At 71.3% G+C, this 15,822-nt stretch carries 8 protein-coding genes and 1 rRNA gene; 4 read left to right on the top strand and 5 right to left on the bottom strand.

From position 1 onward, the window contains the following. Window positions 1–10 precede the first annotated feature (10 nt). Both ACSYGN_RS21390 and ACSYGN_RS21385 read right to left on the bottom strand, forming a co-directional pair. Window positions 11–1,536: ribosomal RNA gene (locus ACSYGN_RS21390) — 16S ribosomal RNA — on the bottom strand. 564 nt (window positions 1,537–2,100) lie between these two features. Further along, complete coding sequence (locus ACSYGN_RS21385) at window positions 2,101–2,664, bottom strand: MarR family winged helix-turn-helix transcriptional regulator (RefSeq protein WP_460397970.1); 564 nt, start codon at window positions 2,662–2,664, stop codon at window positions 2,101–2,103. Between the two features lie 177 nt (window positions 2,665–2,841). On the opposite strand from ACSYGN_RS21385, the gene ACSYGN_RS21380 reads away from it, so the two are divergent. Beyond that, window positions 2,842–4,134 carry an MFS transporter gene (locus ACSYGN_RS21380; protein ID WP_460403628.1) on the top strand — a complete coding sequence of 431 codons (1,293 nt, stop codon included), beginning with the start codon at window positions 2,842–2,844 and terminating at the stop codon, window positions 4,132–4,134. Window positions 4,135–4,257: 123 nt separating this feature from the next. Here the strand turns inward: ACSYGN_RS21380 and ACSYGN_RS21375 are convergent, their stop codons facing one another. Further along, window positions 4,258–5,988: an ATP-binding SpoIIE family protein phosphatase gene (locus ACSYGN_RS21375; protein ID WP_460397968.1), complete on the bottom strand. Its 1,731-nt coding sequence runs from the start codon at window positions 5,986–5,988 to the stop codon at window positions 4,258–4,260. A 130-nt stretch (window positions 5,989–6,118) separates the two neighbouring features. Beyond that, window positions 6,119–7,528, bottom strand: a complete 1,410-nt coding sequence (locus ACSYGN_RS21370) for an NAD(P)/FAD-dependent oxidoreductase (RefSeq protein WP_460403626.1) — start codon at window positions 7,526–7,528, stop codon at window positions 6,119–6,121. Between the two features lie 433 nt (window positions 7,529–7,961). On the opposite strand from ACSYGN_RS21370, the gene ACSYGN_RS21365 reads away from it, so the two are divergent. Together ACSYGN_RS21365 and ACSYGN_RS21360 are read left to right on the top strand one after the other, a co-directional pair. Continuing rightward, a complete protein-coding gene (locus ACSYGN_RS21365) occupies window positions 7,962–8,738 on the top strand; it encodes a TetR/AcrR family transcriptional regulator (RefSeq protein WP_460397966.1) in 777 nt (258 codons plus the stop codon). Between the two features lie 198 nt (window positions 8,739–8,936). Further along, entirely contained in the window at window positions 8,937–11,258 is a 2,322-nt protein-coding gene (locus ACSYGN_RS21360) for a sigma-70 family RNA polymerase sigma factor (RefSeq protein WP_460397964.1), read from the top strand. A gap of 101 nt (window positions 11,259–11,359) precedes the next feature. On the opposite strand, the gene ACSYGN_RS21355 is transcribed toward ACSYGN_RS21360, so the two are convergent. Then, window positions 11,360–13,444: an asparagine synthase-related protein gene (locus tag ACSYGN_RS21355; RefSeq protein WP_460397962.1), complete on the bottom strand. Its 2,085-nt coding sequence runs from the start codon at window positions 13,442–13,444 to the stop codon at window positions 11,360–11,362. Between the two features lie 748 nt (window positions 13,445–14,192). Here ACSYGN_RS21355 and ACSYGN_RS21350 point away from each other — a divergent pair. Further along, window positions 14,193–15,617 (top strand): MFS transporter, encoded by a 1,425-nt coding sequence (locus ACSYGN_RS21350; RefSeq protein WP_460397960.1) that lies wholly within the window; start codon window positions 14,193–14,195, stop codon window positions 15,615–15,617. Window positions 15,618–15,822: the final 205 nt, after the last annotated feature.

Raw genomic sequence — 15,822 nt, 5'->3', positions numbered from 1 at the left:
TGCTCCTTAGAAAGGAGGTGATCCAGCCGCACCTTCCGGTACGGCTACCTTGTTACGACTTCGTCCCAATCGCCAGTCCCACCTTCGACAGCTCCCTCCCACAAGGGGTTGGGCCACCGGCTTCGGGTGTTACCGACTTTCGTGACGTGACGGGCGGTGTGTACAAGGCCCGGGAACGTATTCACCGCAGCAATGCTGATCTGCGATTACTAGCAACTCCGACTTCATGGGGTCGAGTTGCAGACCCCAATCCGAACTGAGACAGGCTTTTTGAGATTCGCTCAGCCTCACGGCATCGCAGCTCATTGTACCTGCCATTGTAGCACGTGTGCAGCCCAAGACATAAGGGGCATGATGACTTGACGTCGTCCCCACCTTCCTCCGAGTTGACCCCGGCAGTCTCCTGTGAGTCCCCATCACCCCGAAGGGCATGCTGGCAACACAGAACAAGGGTTGCGCTCGTTGCGGGACTTAACCCAACATCTCACGACACGAGCTGACGACAGCCATGCACCACCTGTACACCGACCACAAGGGGGACCCTGTCTCCAGGGTTTTCCGGCGTATGTCAAGCCTTGGTAAGGTTCTTCGCGTTGCGTCGAATTAAGCCACATGCTCCGCTGCTTGTGCGGGCCCCCGTCAATTCCTTTGAGTTTTAGCCTTGCGGCCGTACTCCCCAGGCGGGGAACTTAATGCGTTAGCTGCGGCACCGACGACGTGGAATGTCGCCAACACCTAGTTCCCACCGTTTACGGCGTGGACTACCAGGGTATCTAATCCTGTTCGCTCCCCACGCTTTCGCTCCTCAGCGTCAGTAATGGCCCAGAGATCCGCCTTCGCCACCGGTGTTCCTCCTGATATCTGCGCATTTCACCGCTACACCAGGAATTCCGATCTCCCCTACCACACTCTAGCCTGCCCGTATCGACTGCAGACCCGGGGTTGAGCCCCGGGCTTTCACAACCGACGCGACAAGCCGCCTACGAGCTCTTTACGCCCAATAATTCCGGACAACGCTTGCGCCCTACGTATTACCGCGGCTGCTGGCACGTAGTTAGCCGGCGCTTCTTCTGCAGGTACCGTCACTCTCGCTTCTTCCCTGCTGAAAGAGGTTTACAACCCGAAGGCCGTCATCCCTCACGCGGCGTCGCTGCATCAGGCTTTCGCCCATTGTGCAATATTCCCCACTGCTGCCTCCCGTAGGAGTCTGGGCCGTGTCTCAGTCCCAGTGTGGCCGGTCGCCCTCTCAGGCCGGCTACCCGTCGTCGCCTTGGTGAGCCACTACCTCACCAACAAGCTGATAGGCCGCGGGCTCATCCTGCACCGCCGGAGCTTTCCACCCGCCGAGATGCCTCGGCAGGTCGTATCCGGTATTAGACCCCGTTTCCAGGGCTTGTCCCAGAGTGCAGGGCAGATTGCCCACGTGTTACTCACCCGTTCGCCACTAATCCCCACCGAAGTGGTTCATCGTTCGACTTGCATGTGTTAAGCACGCCGCCAGCGTTCGTCCTGAGCCAGGATCAAACTCTCCGTGAATGCTTTTCACGGGAGCGGTACGAGAGGAGGAATAGTCCCCTCGTACACAGCGTCCTCGCTGTATTTTTCTTCAAAGGAACCACGTCCCGACCGGAGATCCGGCCGAAGACGGGGTATCAACATATCTGGCGTTGACTTTTGGCACGCTGTTGAGTTCTCAAGGAACGGACGCTTCCTTCGTACTCACCCTCTCGGGCTTTCCTCCGGGCTTCCCTTCGGTGTTTCCGACTCTATCAGATCCTTTCGGCGTCTGATTCCCAGTCAGAGGGGGTTGTCTTCCCGGCCGTTGGGCCGTTCCGACGTCTCAAACCTTAGCGGATCCTCTCGCTGATTCCCAATCGGGCCTTGCGGCCACTTGCGGGCGCCATCGAGTTCCGGATTCGAATTGAATTCGGGCACGCCGAAATCAACCCGGCCGGGTGATCGTACTGATGGTTTGTTTTGCCGCTTTCGCGGCGGATGTGCCGCCGTAGAACCATTACGGTTCCGCGGCAACCCGGAGAACGTTACGGACCCGGGGAGGCTGTGTCAACCTTCCCCGGGCAAGATTTTTTCGAGGCGCCGTCAGTCCAGGTCGGTGAGGCGGCCGCCGGCGTCCGGCTGGGCGTGCTCGACGCGGCGCAGAAGCCTGATGAGGACCTCGCCGAGGACGGCGCGCTCGTCGAGCGAGAGGTCCTGGAGCAGGTCCCCCTCGAAGACCGTCGCCAGCCGCATCGCCTCCAGCCACTTCTCACGGCCGTCGGGCGTCAGCTCCACGATCACCCGGACGCGGTTGGTCTCGTCCCTCTCCCGGGTGACATAGCCCTCCGCCACCATGCGGTCGATGCGGTGGGTCATCGCGGCCGGCGTGAGGCCGAGGCGCTTGGCGAGGTCGCTGGGGCCCATCTGATAGGGGACGCCGGACAGGACGAGCGCCTTGAGGACCTCCCAGTCGGCGTTGCTTATGCCGAGAGCGGCGGTCTGGCGGCCGTAGGCGACGTTCATCCGGCGGTTCAAGCGGGACAGCGCCGAGACGATCTTCTCGACCTGGGGATCGAGGCCCCGGAACTCCCGCTGGTAGGCGGCGATCTGCTCTTCGAGGCTCGGCTCTCCGCCGAGGTCGTCTGTGTTACCCGGGGTGTCACCCATGCGCGGAAGTATCGCACGGGGCCCGTTGGCATCGAAGTTCTCGAAGGTGTACCGTTTAGCTTCGAATTTTAGCTTCGAAGTCTTTGGCGTTGAGTACTCCCGGGCGCCTTCGCGTACTGTTCCGCGCTCGCCCAGGTTGCCAAAGCAGACCTGAGAGAGGTGAACGTGACCAGGGCGATGGGCGCAGCGATGCGCCGGATCCATGTGGGCAATGCACTCAGCGCGTTCGGGCTCGGCTTCACCGCCCCGTTCCTGTACGTCTATGCGGCGCAGGTGCGGGGACTCGGTGCCATGACGGCGGGGTTGGTCCTCGCCGTGTTCGCCGTGGCCGCGCTGATCGTGCTGCCGTTCGCCGGCCGGGCGATCGTGCGGCGCGGCCCGCTGGTGGTTCTGCTCGTCGCCCTGGTCCTGGCCGCTGTCGGGTCGATGTGGCTGGGTCTCGCCAGCGACGCGGCCACCGTGCTGGCGGCTTCCGCGCTGCTCGGGGCCGGACAGGCGGTCATCCAACCTGCGCTGGCCACGATGATCGTGGACTGCTCGACGGAGGACACCCGGTCACGAGCCTTCGCGATGCAGTTCTTCCTCCAGAACCTGGGGTTCGGGGTCGGCGGGCTCATAGGTGGCTATCTCGTCGACATCACGCGCGTGTCGTCGTTCACGCTGCTGTTCGCGATCGAGGCGGGAATGCTCGTGCTGCTGATCGCGGTGATGGCGACGGCGCGGATACCGCGCGCGCCGCTCGCCGCGGACGGAGCGGACGGGACGGACGAGGCGCGGGGCCCGAAGGGCAGTTGGAAGCAGCTGCTGGGCGACCGGACCATGGTGCGGGTGTGCGTGCTGGGCTTCGTGATGTTCTTCGCCTGCTACGGGCAGTTCGAGTCGGGGCTGAGCGCGTACGGGGTCGAGGCGGCGGGGATATCCACGTCCGCGCTCGGCGCCGCGCTGGCCGCGAACACGATGACGATCGTGGTGGCGCAATTCGCGGTGCTGAACTTCGTGGAGCGCAGCAGCCGGACCCGGGTGATCGCCGGGGTCGGACTGATCTGGGCGGTGGCCTGGCTCGCGGCGGGGTATGCCGGGCTGGGGCACGGCGGCCACGCAGTGGCAACGGCCGCGTTCGTGTCGACGTACGCGCTGTTCGGACTGGGTGAGGCGATGCTGTCGCCGACGGTCGCGCCGCTGGTGGCCGATCTGGCGCCGACCGGGCTCGCGGGGCAGTACAACTCGGCGTTCGCCCTGGTGAAGCAGCTGGCGCTGGCGATCGGTCCGGCGGTGGGCGGGCCGCTGGCGGCCTCGCTGCACGGGCCGTACATCGTGACGTTCGTGCTGTTCTCGCTGGCGATCAGCGTGCTGGCGCTGCGGCTCGGGCGGCGGCTCACCCCCGTACAGGACCGGCCGTGGCGCGCCCGGAACCGAGTCGTCGCGCGGGGCGCGGCGGTGGAATCGGGGCCGGTGGCCGCCGAGGCGTGAGGCGTACGGATGTACGGGTGTACGGAGGCGGTCGTCATCCCCCGGATGGCGGCCACCTTCTGTGTGCCCCGGTGGCGATGTCCTACAGAGGCGGATGTGCGGTCCCGTCGGTGTGTGGCCGGGTCAGTGCGGGAGGACGAACTCGCACCACACCGCCTTTCCGCCTCCGGGGGTTCGCCTGGAGCCCCAGCCGGAGGCGATGCTGGCGACGATCGCGATGCCCCGGCCCGACTCGTCGTGCGGTTCCGCGCGGCGGCGGCGCGGGAGGTGGTCGTCGCCGTCGGTGACCTCGACGATGAGGCGGCGGTCGGTGCGGCGCAGCCGCAGCCGCATCGGCGGGGTGCCGTGCTGGAGGGAGTTGGCGACGAGTTCGCTGGCTGCGAGGACGCCCAGGTCGTGCAGATCGGCGGGGAAGCGCCAGCTGGTGAGTACTCCGGAGGCGAAGGCACGCGCGCGGGGCGCCGCTTCGACGCCGCCGAGGAGTTCCAGGGCGGCGTTGCGGAACAGCTCGCTCTCCGGGCCGGTGCGGGCGGGGTGCTGGAGGACCAGGACGGCGACGTCGTCGTCGTGGTCGGCGGTGACTCCGGCGGAGCGGACCAGGCGGTCGCAGACGACCTGGGGGGTGCCGGTGGCGCCCGCCAGCGCGCGTTCCAGGGCGGCGATTCCGTCGTCCAGGTCCGCGTCACGGCGTTCGACCAGGCCGTCGGTGTAGAGGACGGCGGTGGAGCCGGGGCCGAGCGGGACGGAGCCGGAGGAGTGCACCCAGCCGCCGGTGCCGAGCGGCGGGCCGGTGGGTTCGTCGGTGCGCTGGACGACGCCGCTCTCGTCGCGCACCAGGATGGGCAGATGGCCGGCGGACGCGTACACCAGGCTGCCCTCGTTGGGGTCGTGGACGGCGTAGACGCAGGTGGCGATCTGGTTGGCGTCGATCTCGGCCGCCAGGACATCGAGGAGTTGGAGCACCTCGTGCGGGGGCAGGTCGAGGCGGGCGTAGGCGCGCACGGCGGTGCGCAGTTGGCCCATGACGGCGGCGGCGCGCACTCCGCGGCCCATGACGTCGCCGATCACCAGGGCGGTACGTCCGCCGCCGAGGGTGATGACGTCGTACCAGTCGCCGCCCACGGCGGCCTCGGTGCCGCCTGGTTGGTAGGTGGCCGCGATGCGCAGGTCGTCGGGCTGTTCCAGTTCCTGCGGGAGCAGGGAGCGCTGGAGGGTGACGGCGGTCTCGCGCTGGCGGCGTTCGCTGGCGCGCAGGCGTTCGGCGGCCTCGGCGTGGTCGGTGACGTCGGTGGCGAAGACGAGCACTCCGCCGTCCTTGTCGGCGCCGCCCTGGTGGCCGTGTTTGCCGGCGTGCTTGTGACCGTCCTTGTGGTCTTCCCTGTCGCCGTCCCTGGTGACGTCCTTGAGGCCGTTCTCACCGGCCGGCGTGCAGGTGAAGGTGTATGAGCGGCCGTCGGGTGCCTTGCGGGACTTGAGCGTGCGGGGTTTGCCGCTGCGCAGGACCTGGTCCAGGAGGGGGAGGAGGCCGAGCTGGTCGAGTTCGGGGAGGGCCTCGCGGGCCGGTTCGCCGAGCGGGCGGGCGCCGAAGGCCGTGGTGTAGGCGTCGTTGACGTAGGCGATGCGGTGGTCGGGGCCGTGGACGAGGGCGACGAGGGCCGGGACGCGGTCGAGCACGTCGCGGGCGGGCAGGTGGTCGACGGCGGGTGTGCAGGGGGTGCCGTCAGCCGGCTGTCCGGCGCGGGCCGGGGGCACGGAGCCTTCGCCCCGCCGGTCCGGGGTGGCCGCGTGGTCGGTCCGCGCTGCGGCGCGGCGCTGCGTTCCGGGGAGCCGGGCGCTCCAGCGCGTGAAGTTCACTTGGGAAGATGCCTCGTGGGTGCAGAGGGCGAGCGGGAACTCGTCCGGGGTAGTGGAGCAGTGTGGCAGTGTGGCCGACGCCGCGACATCCGTCAGACGCCGGGGCAGGCCGTGGAGTTCCTGGGTGCGGTCAGGACGACCCGTTCGGGTTGTCTTCCGGGGTGTCCTCGCCGTCGTCCCGTCGCGGGTCCTGCCGGAGGTCGTCCAGGCGGTCCCGCGGGCGGTCCTGGTGAAACTCGGGGTCGGGAGAAGGCTTTCCACCTGCCGCGAGTTCGAACTCCGCGCGCGGATGTTCGAGGGAACCCAGGGAGACGATCTCCCGTTTGAAGAGCCCGGCCAATGTCCACTCGGCCAGCACACGGGCCTTGCGGTTGACGGTGGGCACCCTGCTGAGGTGGTACACGCGGTGCATGAACCAGGCAGGGTAGCCCTTCAGCCTGCGCCCGTAGACCTGCGCGACACCTTTGTGCAGTCCCAGTGACGCCACGGCGCCCGCGTTCCGGTAGGCGTACGTCTCCAGGGGCTCGCCGCGCATGCTGTGCACGATGTTGTCGCCGAGCACCTTGGCCTGGCGTACGGCGTGCTGGGCGTTGGCCGCGGTCGTTGCGCCGGGGTCGTCCGCGGTGACGTCGGGGACGGCGGCGGCGTCTCCCGCAGCCCAAGCGTGAGGGGTGCCCTCGACGGTGAGCTGTGCGGTGCAGGCGAGACGTCCGCCGGTGGTGAGGGGGAGATCGGTGGCGGTGAGCAGGGGGTGCGGGCGGACTCCGGCGGTCCAGACGAGGGTGCGGGTGGGCAGGCGCCTGCCGTCGCTGAGGACGGCGACCCGGTCGGCGCAGGACTCCAGCCGGGTGCCCAGCAGCACCTGGATGTTGCGGCGGCGCAGCTGGGCCAGGGTGTAGCCGCCCAGTTCGGCGGCGACCTCGGGGAGGATGCGGTCGGAGGCCTCGACGAGGATCCAGCGCATGTCCTCGGGGCGGACGGTGCGGTAGTAGCGCGTTGCGTAGCGGGCCATGTCCTCGAGTTCGGCGAGGGCTTCGACTCCGGCGTAACCGCCGCCCACGAAGACGAAGGTGAGGGCGGCGTCGCGGATCGCGGGGTCACGGGTGGAGGAGGCGATGTCCAACTGCTCGATGACGTGGTTGCGCAGTCCAATGGCTTCCTCGAGGGTCCTGAACCCGATGCCGTGGTCGGCGAGACCGGGGACGGGGAGCGTGCGGGAGACCGAGCCGGGGGCGAGGACGAGTTCGTCGTAGGAGACGCGTCCGGCGCCGGTGCCCTCCTCCTCGGTGGCGAGGGTGGTGAGGACGGCGGTGTGTTTGGCGTGGTCGATCGCCGTGATCTCACCGGTGACGATCCGGCACTTGTCCAGGACGCGGCGCAGCGGTACGACGACATGACGGGGGGAGATCGAACCGGCGGCCGCCTCGGGCAGGAACGGCTGGTACGTCATGTACGACTCGGGACTGACGACAGTGATGTCGACGTCCCCGCGGCCGAGCTCGCGTTTCAGCTTCCGCTGGAGGCGCAGGGCCGTATACATGCCGACGTAGCCGCCGCCGACAACGAGAATGCGCGCACGTTCCTTCACCGTCCCATGACGCACCCGGCAGCGGGGTTTGTCCACAGGCCTGGCAAATCATGTGACCGGTGGCGGGGGGCGCGCGGGGTAGGCCCCTTCATCGGACCGCGGGGCAGCTGTGCAGGTCAGGCCGTATGGACAGGGGGGCGCGCGGGCGCGCATTACGGGCGTATGCGACCCGTGGTCCGATCGAGGGGCGCTCCGTGCGGAACCTGCCCCTTCTGAATTGACTCCCTCTCAACTATGTTCGTGTGTCGACGGGGTGCAGGGAGGGGTCGAACGGTTCCGCGAGGGGCGGTCCCGGGCAGGACCGAGGCGCGTTCCGGGCACTCCGGATCTTCGAGAAGGCGGGGAAGGTCTCCGGGGGGAGACATCGATTACCGGGGGAACGATTATGCACATTCAGGACTCTCATTGGTCGTCCGCGTCCGTCGTCGCGCCCGGCGGCGGGCTGATGGGCACGACGACGGCAGCGGCAGCGGCGGCGAGCGGCGGGCACGGGGACGCCAGCCGTACGACGCCGCTGCGGGTGGACGCACAGCGCAATCTGGAGCACGTGCTGCGTGCGGCGCGCGAGGTGTTCGGCGAGCTGGGGTACGGCGCGCCGATGGAGGACGTGGCGCGGCGCGCGCGGGTCGGTGTCGGCACGGTGTACCGGCGGTTCCCGAGCAAGGACGTCCTGGTGCGGCGGATCGCCGAGCAGGAGACCTCGCGGCTGACCGAGCAGGCGCGTACGGCGCTCGGGCAGGAGGACGAACCGTGGTCGGCGCTGTCCCGGTTCCTGCGGACGTCGGTGGCGTCGGGGGCGGGGCGGCTGCTGCCGCCGCAGGTGCTGCGGGTGGGCGTCGGCGACGGCGGTGACGCGGCGCCGGACGAGCCGCGGGTGCCGCAGCAGCGGACCCAGTCGTCCGCCGGTGAGCTGCGGCTGGTCGCCGATGAGCCACCGGCGGCGGACGACGGTACGGGGGCGGGGGCGCTCCTCGAGGTCGTCGGACGCCTGGTGGATCGGGCGCGGGCGGCGGGCGAACTGCGCGCGGACGTGTCGGTGTCCGATGTCCTGCTCGTGATAGCCACCGCGGCACCCTCGCTGCCGGACGCGGCACAGCAGGCGGCGGCGTCGGCAAGGCTGCTGGACATCCTCCTGGAGGGCCTGCGGTCGCGCCCCGTCTGACGGTTGCCCTCGGCGTTCACCCCAACGGCGTGCTGGGCGGCGGGAGGTGACGGCCCCAGGGGTGAACGCCGTGCGCGGTTCTCACCAAGTCTCCACGGACGGGTGGAAGTTCCTCCCGTCGCTTACTGACCGAATGTCGATATGGCAGGCTGAACGGGTGGTCTGTACGGGTTGGGCGGGCGGCGGGGGAATTCCGCGATGAGCTTCGACGAGCGGCGCGAACCGCCGGACGACAACGCGGACGCGCCCTCCGACACCGGCGCGGTGCCCGCGCGGCGGGGCGAGGCACAGAACGAGGCCGCCGCACCGTCGGACTACGACACGCCCGAGGCGGGCGACAGCGTGTCGGCGTCCGCGGGGGCCCCGGCGGACGGCCCTGCCGCGGCAGAGGACCGAGGCCCGGGCGGAGGACCGACGGAGTTCGACGAGTCAGCCGGGCAGGGCGTCCCCGCCCGTAGCGGCGGCGTGCCGGACGGCGGCGTTTCCGCGGCGAGCGGGGCCCCTGCAGCGGCAGAGAGCCACGACCCGGCCGGGGAGAACGCGCCCGCGCAGGACGCAAGGCCGGCCGAGGACGGCGAACCGACCGAGCAGGGCATCCCCGCGCAAGGGGGCGGGACCGCCGGGCCGAGCGTTCCCGTTCGAGGCGGCGGCACGCCGGACGCAGGTGCCCCCGGGGTCCCTGCGGACGGCCGTGTGCCTGCGCAGGGTGGTGGTCCCAGGGTGGGAGGTGAGGCCGGAAGCGGCGGTGTTCCCGTTCAGCGGGGGTGGGACGAGGACGGGGTGTTGCCGCCGCCCCGGGAGGCGGCCGTTGCCGATGCCGGGTTGATCGGGCGGATGCGTTCCGGGGACGACAGCGCGTACGAGGAGTTGTACCGGCGCCATGCCGGTGCCGTCCGCCGTTACGCGCGCACCTGCTGCCACGACGACCACACCGCTGACGACCTCACCGCCGAGGTCTTCGCCCGTATGCTCCAGGCGGTGCGCGGCGGTTCGGGCCCCGAACACGCCGTACGCGCCTATCTGCTCACCTCCGTCCGGCACGTCGCCGCCCGCTGGACGAAGTCCGCGCGGCGCGAGCAGCTCGTCGACGACTTCGCGCTGTTCGCCGCCGGTGAGGGGCCGGGCGCCGATGTGCGCGCACTGCACGAGGCCGAGCAGTCCATGGCCATGCGGGCGTTCCGTTCGCTGCCCGAGCGCTGGCAGGCCGTGCTGTGGCACACCGAGGTGGAGGACGAGTCGCCCAGCGAGGTGGCCACGCTCTTCGGGCTCGACGCCAACGGCACGCGCGTGCTCGCCAGCCGTGCCCGTGAGGGGCTCCGTCAGGCCTACCTCCAGGCCCACGTCAGCGCCGGGCTCGCCGCCGACGAGGAGTGCGCCCGCTATGTCGACCAGCTCGGCACCTATGCCCGCCGCCGGCTGCGTACCCGTGCCGAGCGGGGGCTGCGCAAGCATCTCGCGGAGTGCGCCAAGTGCCGGCTGGCCGCCACCCAGCTCGAAGAGGTCGCGGGCGGTATCCCCGCGGTCGTACCGGTCGCGGTCATCGGCTGGTTCAGCGCCGCCGGGTACGCCAAGGCGGCCGCCGTCATCGCCGGTGGCGCGGGCGCGGGTGCGGCGGGTGCCGCCGCGGCGGCCGGGGGCGGTTCGTCCGGCGGCGCGGGCTCGGGGGGCGCGGTCGCGGCCGAGGGGCTGGGCGCGCCGCTGAAGGCGGGTATCGCCGCCGGTGCCGTCGCCACAGCCGCCGCGGCAGTGGTCGCGATCGCTCTGCTCGGCGACCATCCGTCGCCCCGCAGACCCGTGGCCGGGCCGCCGGTCTCCTCCCCCGTCGTCGCTCCGTCGCTGCCGCTGCTCCCGACCCCGACCCCGACCCCGACCCCTTGGAAGATGCAGCCGCTGCCGTTGCGGAGCCTCCCGCCCGTCCTCGTGCCGATATCCACCCCGACGCCGACCCCGGCGCCGACCTCGGTCCCGGCCCGCCCCCCGGCTCCGACACCGGCCCCCACGTCCAAGGCGAGACCCGCCCCGACCCCGGCTCCGTCACCGCCCTCGGCCCCGAAGCCCGAACCGGCCCCGACGCCCGCCCCCGCCCCCGTCGTCTACCAGTGGAGCGAGCTGTCGTACGACGTCGACGGCGACGGGACCAAGCCCGAGATGCGGCTCGCCGAGAGCAGTTGGGTGTGGCAGCGGCACGGGCTGTGGATCGACGGTGAGCGGTACGAGCACGGCGTCACCGTGCACGGCGAGTCCTCCGTCACCGTCGACCTCAACCGTTCCTGCTCCGCGTACGACGCCCTGGTCGGCGTGGACGACCTGACGGAGAAACTCGGCAAGGTGCACTTCTCCGTGTACGCCGACGGGGTCCTGCTGTGGCGCTCCGGGAAGGTCAAGGGCAACGACCCACCGGTGCCGGTCCATGTGAACCTGGCGGGCCGCAGGACGGTACGGCTGGTGGTCGAACCCCACAGCCACTTCGACGACTTGGCCCTCGCGGACTGGGCGAAGTCGACGTTCACCTGTCGGTAGGCCAGAAGGTCTCGCCCCCGCCGCCCCTTCCCGTCCCGTCCTCGGGGGCTCCGCCCCCGGACCCCCGCTCCTCAAACGCCGGAGAGGCTGGATAAGCGCCCTCACCCCCCAGGCGCCAGCGCCCCCCGTCGCGGGGCTATCCCCGCCGGTACCGCGCGGGCGCGGGCCGGGGTGCCGGTCCAGCAGGTGCCTCTGCGGGAGAGGAGGCGGCGGAGCCAGAGTTCGAGGGAGACCAGGTCGGCCAGGCCGTCCAGGGGGAGGGGTTCGCCCTGGGCCGCGGCGCGCAGGGCCTTGCGGACCACCCGGGCCTCGACCAGGCCCGCCTCGGCGAGGAGCGGGGTGTCGAAGAGGGAGAGGACGGGTTCCGCGGCCACCCGCAGGCCCGCGCGGGCGGCGGCGGAGGACGAGGCGTGGGAGGGGGCGCCCCAGCCGGGCGGCAGGTCGGCGACCCCGGCGCCCTCCAGGACCGTACGCAGGATGGCGGCCCGCGCGCCCGGCTGCACCCGCAGGGCCTCCGGGAGGGCGCGGCAGGCGCGTACGACCTGGTTGTCGAGGAACGGCGCGTGCAGGCGCTGGAAGCGGACCTCGGCGGCCTGTTCCAGGATCCGCAGGTCGGCCGCGTGGCGGGCGAGGGCGGCACGCGCGCGGTTGTCGCCGGGCCGCTGGCCGGGGCCCGCCCCGGAGCGGTTCGCCGACCCTTGAAGGCGAACCGATACTTCAGCGAGCGCCTCCCCCGTGAGCCAGCGGGCGGCCGGCCCGGGTCTGGCCCAGGTGAGCGCGGCGAGGGACGCGCCCACGGCGCCGCCGGGCTCGTCGAAGCGCCGCCGCAGCAGGCGGTCGGCGAGGGCGTCGACGCCCGTGCGGTAGGGCGTACGGGCGAGTCGGCGTGCCGCGCCGTACACACGCGCGGAGACCAGGACCGAGCCGTCCGCCTTGGCGAGCGCGGCGACGGGCCGCACCAGGTGCCGCCGTTTGCGGTCCATCAGGAGGTCGGCGAGGCGGGCGGGGTGGGCGTCCAGGACCTGGCGGGCGCCGTAGCCGGTGAAGTGGTCGGCGCTGCCGGAGGCGAGACGGGCGCGGTGCCGGGCGGCGGCGACCAGGGAGGGGCCGGGTTCGTCGGTGAGGGGGCCGTCCAGGTCGGCGTACGGCAGGAGTTCCTCGCCGCCCGCGACCACCACGTGGTGCAGCCGGGGGTTGGCGGCGAGGGCGCCGGCCCGCTCCAGTTCGGCCTCGCGGCCGCCGACGGCCAGGTCGTTGTAGGTGACGGCCAGCAGCCGCTCGCCCGCGCCGGTGCCGTGTCCGAGCACGGTGCCGGGCCTGCCGGGCAGTCCGGCGGCCAGCAGGGCGAGCGTGCCGGAGGCGGGGCCGCCGGACAGATCGGCGCCGATGCCCGGTACCGGCATGCCGCGAGCGGCACGGCGTTCTCCCGGTCCCATGCCGGGCACCGGTCCGGGGTCGAGGTCGGCGCCGGGGAGATGCCGGGGAGCGGCGAGGCGGGTGCGTACCGCTTCGACCAGTGCGTCGCGCACCGCGTCGACCGCACTGTCCGGATCTGCGGGCGCCGCCGCCACCGCGAGGGAGGCCATCGGCTCGTACCCGGAGATCTCGCGCGCCCCGGCGCGCAGCACCAGCGCGTGCCCCGGCGGTACGCGCCGTACCCCGTCGTAGGGGGTGGAGTCGTGCAGGGCGGCCGGTACGTCGGGGGCGGCGAGGAGGGCCGCGAGATGGCCGAAGTCGAGGTTGGCCTCGACGAGGTCGGCGAGCGGCAGGGCGGCGGTGGCGTAGGCCGTGCCGCCCTCCCAGGGGGTGTGGAACACCGGCCGGGCGCCCGCGAGATCGCCGCAGACGGTGATCCTGCGGCCGACCTGGACGACCGCCGTGTAGCTGCCCGGCCAGGCGGTCAGATGCCGCAGCGCGCCACCGCGCGTGGTGACCAGGCCGAGGCGCAGCTGGTCGTCGGTGGCGCCGCAGGTGCCCAGGACGGCGATACGGGTCTGCGCGTCGATGCTCACCACGCGCACCTCGTCGGGCCGCCAGTCGCCCACCGCCCACAGTGGATCCGGGTCGCCCCACAGCAGTTGGGCGCCGATGGGCTGGACGGTCTCGCCGTCGAACCCGGTGGCCCCCGCGGCGCCGATCTCGGCGGCGCCAGAGGTGGTACTGCTCCAACCCACCAACCACCGCATCGACGCCTCCACAGGCTGTGGACCACCAGTGCACCGTACGAACTGGGGACCATGCTGCCATGAAGGAGGCGTGCTGGAGGGGCGGCGGAGCCGCTTGGGATCTCCCGCGCAGATGCTGAACACGTGCTGAACATGTGCTGACGGACCGACAGAACACCGTCGTCGGACCGTCGTCCGTGCGTCGCGGGGCTCCCTGCCGTCGCACCCGCCAAGGTCATTTCGACTCGAATGCGCCCCCGCTGTGCGCCCCCAAAGCCCCCAACGCGCCCTCAATTTCCATGGTCGGAGGGCTGATAGCCTTCGAAAGGCTGGGTAGGTTTTCGGCCAAATCCATATTCCGGGGACAGGTTCGCGCACGCTCCGTACAGGCACCGCGCGCGACCTGACGACGCGCACGGTCCGGGAGACGGGCTTCGCCTCCCGGACCGGTCCGCCGCCCGCGGGGATGAAGGCGGCGGTGTCCCCCAGCCCACTGGATCCAGTACAGCGGGCCGACCCACGCACGATCCATGGAACCGCTCCCCCCATGGCCGGAGAAGAGCGCACGTACGGGCGCACGGCCACACGGCGGGGGCACGCCGCGACCCCGTGTGCACGGTGCGTGCACGGCCCGCTCATCGGCACGGACCACAATCCCGCCAACCGGAACAATGCCCCTTAACGCTTGGGATGCGGCGAACTACGCTGGGTTTACGAATGCCGCGTGGTTATGCCAGCGCGGCAGCCGTCTGTGTCGAGGGGTGGCGCAATGTCCAGGGAGCAACGCGGGCCGAACGAAAAGCTCGGCGCCGTTCTCGCCCTCGCGGGAATCAGCAACGCAGGCCTCGCGCGGCGCGTCAACGACCTCGGCGCTCAACGCGGGTTGACGCTTCGCTACGACAAGACGTCGGTGGCGCGCTGGGTGTCGAAGGGCATGGTGCCGCAGGGCGCCGCGCCGCACCTCATCGCGGCCGCCATCGGCCAGAAGCTGGGCCGCCCCGTGCCGCTGCACGAGATCGGCCTGGCGGACGCGGATCCCGCGCCCGAGGTGGGCCTCGCCTTCCCCAGAGACGTCGGACAGGCGGTCAGGTCGGCGACGGAGCTGTACCGGCTCGACCTCGCCGGCCGCCGTGCCGGTGGCGGCGGCATCTGGCAGTCGCTGGCCGGTTCGTTCGCAGTGAGCGCATACGCAACGCCCGCCTCACGCTGGCTGATAACCCCGGCCGACAGTTCGGTCGCGCGCGACGCGGGCCCCTCGGAGGGCTCTGGCGCACCGCTCAAAGTCGGCCACAGCGATGTGCAGAAGCTGCGGGAGGCCGCCGAGGACGCCCGGCGCTGGGACTCCAAGTACGGCGGCGGCGACTGGCGTTCGTCGATGGTGCCGGAGTGCCTGCGGGTGGAGGCGGCACCGCTGCTGCTCGGCTCGTACTCCGACGAGGTCGGCCGTGCGCTGTTCGGGGCGAGTTCCGAACTCACCCGTCTCGCGGGCTGGATGGCCTTCGACACCGGGCAGCAGGAGGCGGCGCAGCGGTACTACATACAGGCGCTGCGGCTCGCCCGCGCGGCGGCCGACGTGCCGCTGGGCGGCTATGTGCTGGCGTCGATGTCCCTGCAGGCCACCTATCGCGGCTTCGGCGACGAGGGCGTCGACCTCGCGCAGGCCGCGGTGGAGCGCAACCGGGGACTGGCCACCGCCCGCACGATGAGTTTCTTCCGGCTCGTCGAGGCGCGGGCACACGCGCGCGCGGGTGACGCGCAGGCGGCGGGCACCGCACTGAAGGCCGCCGAGGGCTGGCTGGAACGCTCGCGCGAGGGCGACAACGACCCGTCGTGGCTGGGCTTCTACTCCTACGACCGGTTCGCCGCCGACGCCGCGGAGTGCTACCGCGATCTCAAGGCACCCCGGCAGGTGCGGCGCTTCACCGAGCAGGCGCTGTCGAAGCCGACGGAGGAGTTCGTGCGCTCGCACGGGCTGCGGCTGGTGGTCTCCGCGGTCGCGGAGCTGGAGTCGGGGAACCTCGACGCGGCGTGCGAGCAGGGGGTGCGGGCCGTGGAGGTGGCCGGGCGGATCTCCTCGGCGCGGACGACGGAGTACGTGAAGGATCTGCTCCACCGGCTGGAGCCGTACGGGGACGAGCCCCGGGTGGTGGAGCTGCGGGAGCGGGCGCGGCCGTTGCTGATGGCCCCGGCGTAGTCCCTCCGGGGGTTCGGCTGGATTCTTGCCTTGGCCTCCGGGGGTTCGCCTGGATCTTGCCTTGGGGTCCAGGTGCCCTCCTGGGCGGGGACGTGCGCGGTTCCTCGCGCCCCTGGGGGGTTGGGCTTGGCCCGGGTTTCGGCGTGCCGTCGGGGGTGGCGCCGTGCGCGGTTCCCCGCGCCCCTGGGGGGGGGTTGGGCTTGGC

Source organism: Streptomyces sp. YIM S03343 (genome assembly GCF_054729195.1).
This window is presented reverse-complemented; position numbering and strand designations above follow the sequence as displayed.

Excerpts from the sequence above, each read along its gene's own strand:
- ACSYGN_RS21385 (WP_460397970.1), bottom strand. The coding sequence starts at position 2,664 with ATGGGTGACACCCCGGGTAACACAGACGACCTCGGCGGAGAGCCGAGC.
- ACSYGN_RS21380 (WP_460403628.1), top strand. The coding sequence starts at position 2,842 with ATGGGCGCAGCGATGCGCCGGATCCATGTGGGCAATGCACTCAGCGCG.
- ACSYGN_RS21370 (WP_460403626.1), bottom strand. The coding sequence starts at position 7,528 with ATGTATACGGCCCTGCGCCTCCAGCGGAAGCTGAAACGCGAGCTCGGC.
- ACSYGN_RS21365 (WP_460397966.1), top strand. The coding sequence starts at position 7,962 with ATGCACATTCAGGACTCTCATTGGTCGTCCGCGTCCGTCGTCGCGCCC.
- ACSYGN_RS21360 (WP_460397964.1), top strand. The coding sequence starts at position 8,937 with ATGAGCTTCGACGAGCGGCGCGAACCGCCGGACGACAACGCGGACGCG.
- ACSYGN_RS21355 (WP_460397962.1), bottom strand. The coding sequence starts at position 13,444 with ATGCGGTGGTTGGTGGGTTGGAGCAGTACCACCTCTGGCGCCGCCGAG.
- ACSYGN_RS21350 (WP_460397960.1), top strand. The coding sequence starts at position 14,193 with ATGTCCAGGGAGCAACGCGGGCCGAACGAAAAGCTCGGCGCCGTTCTC.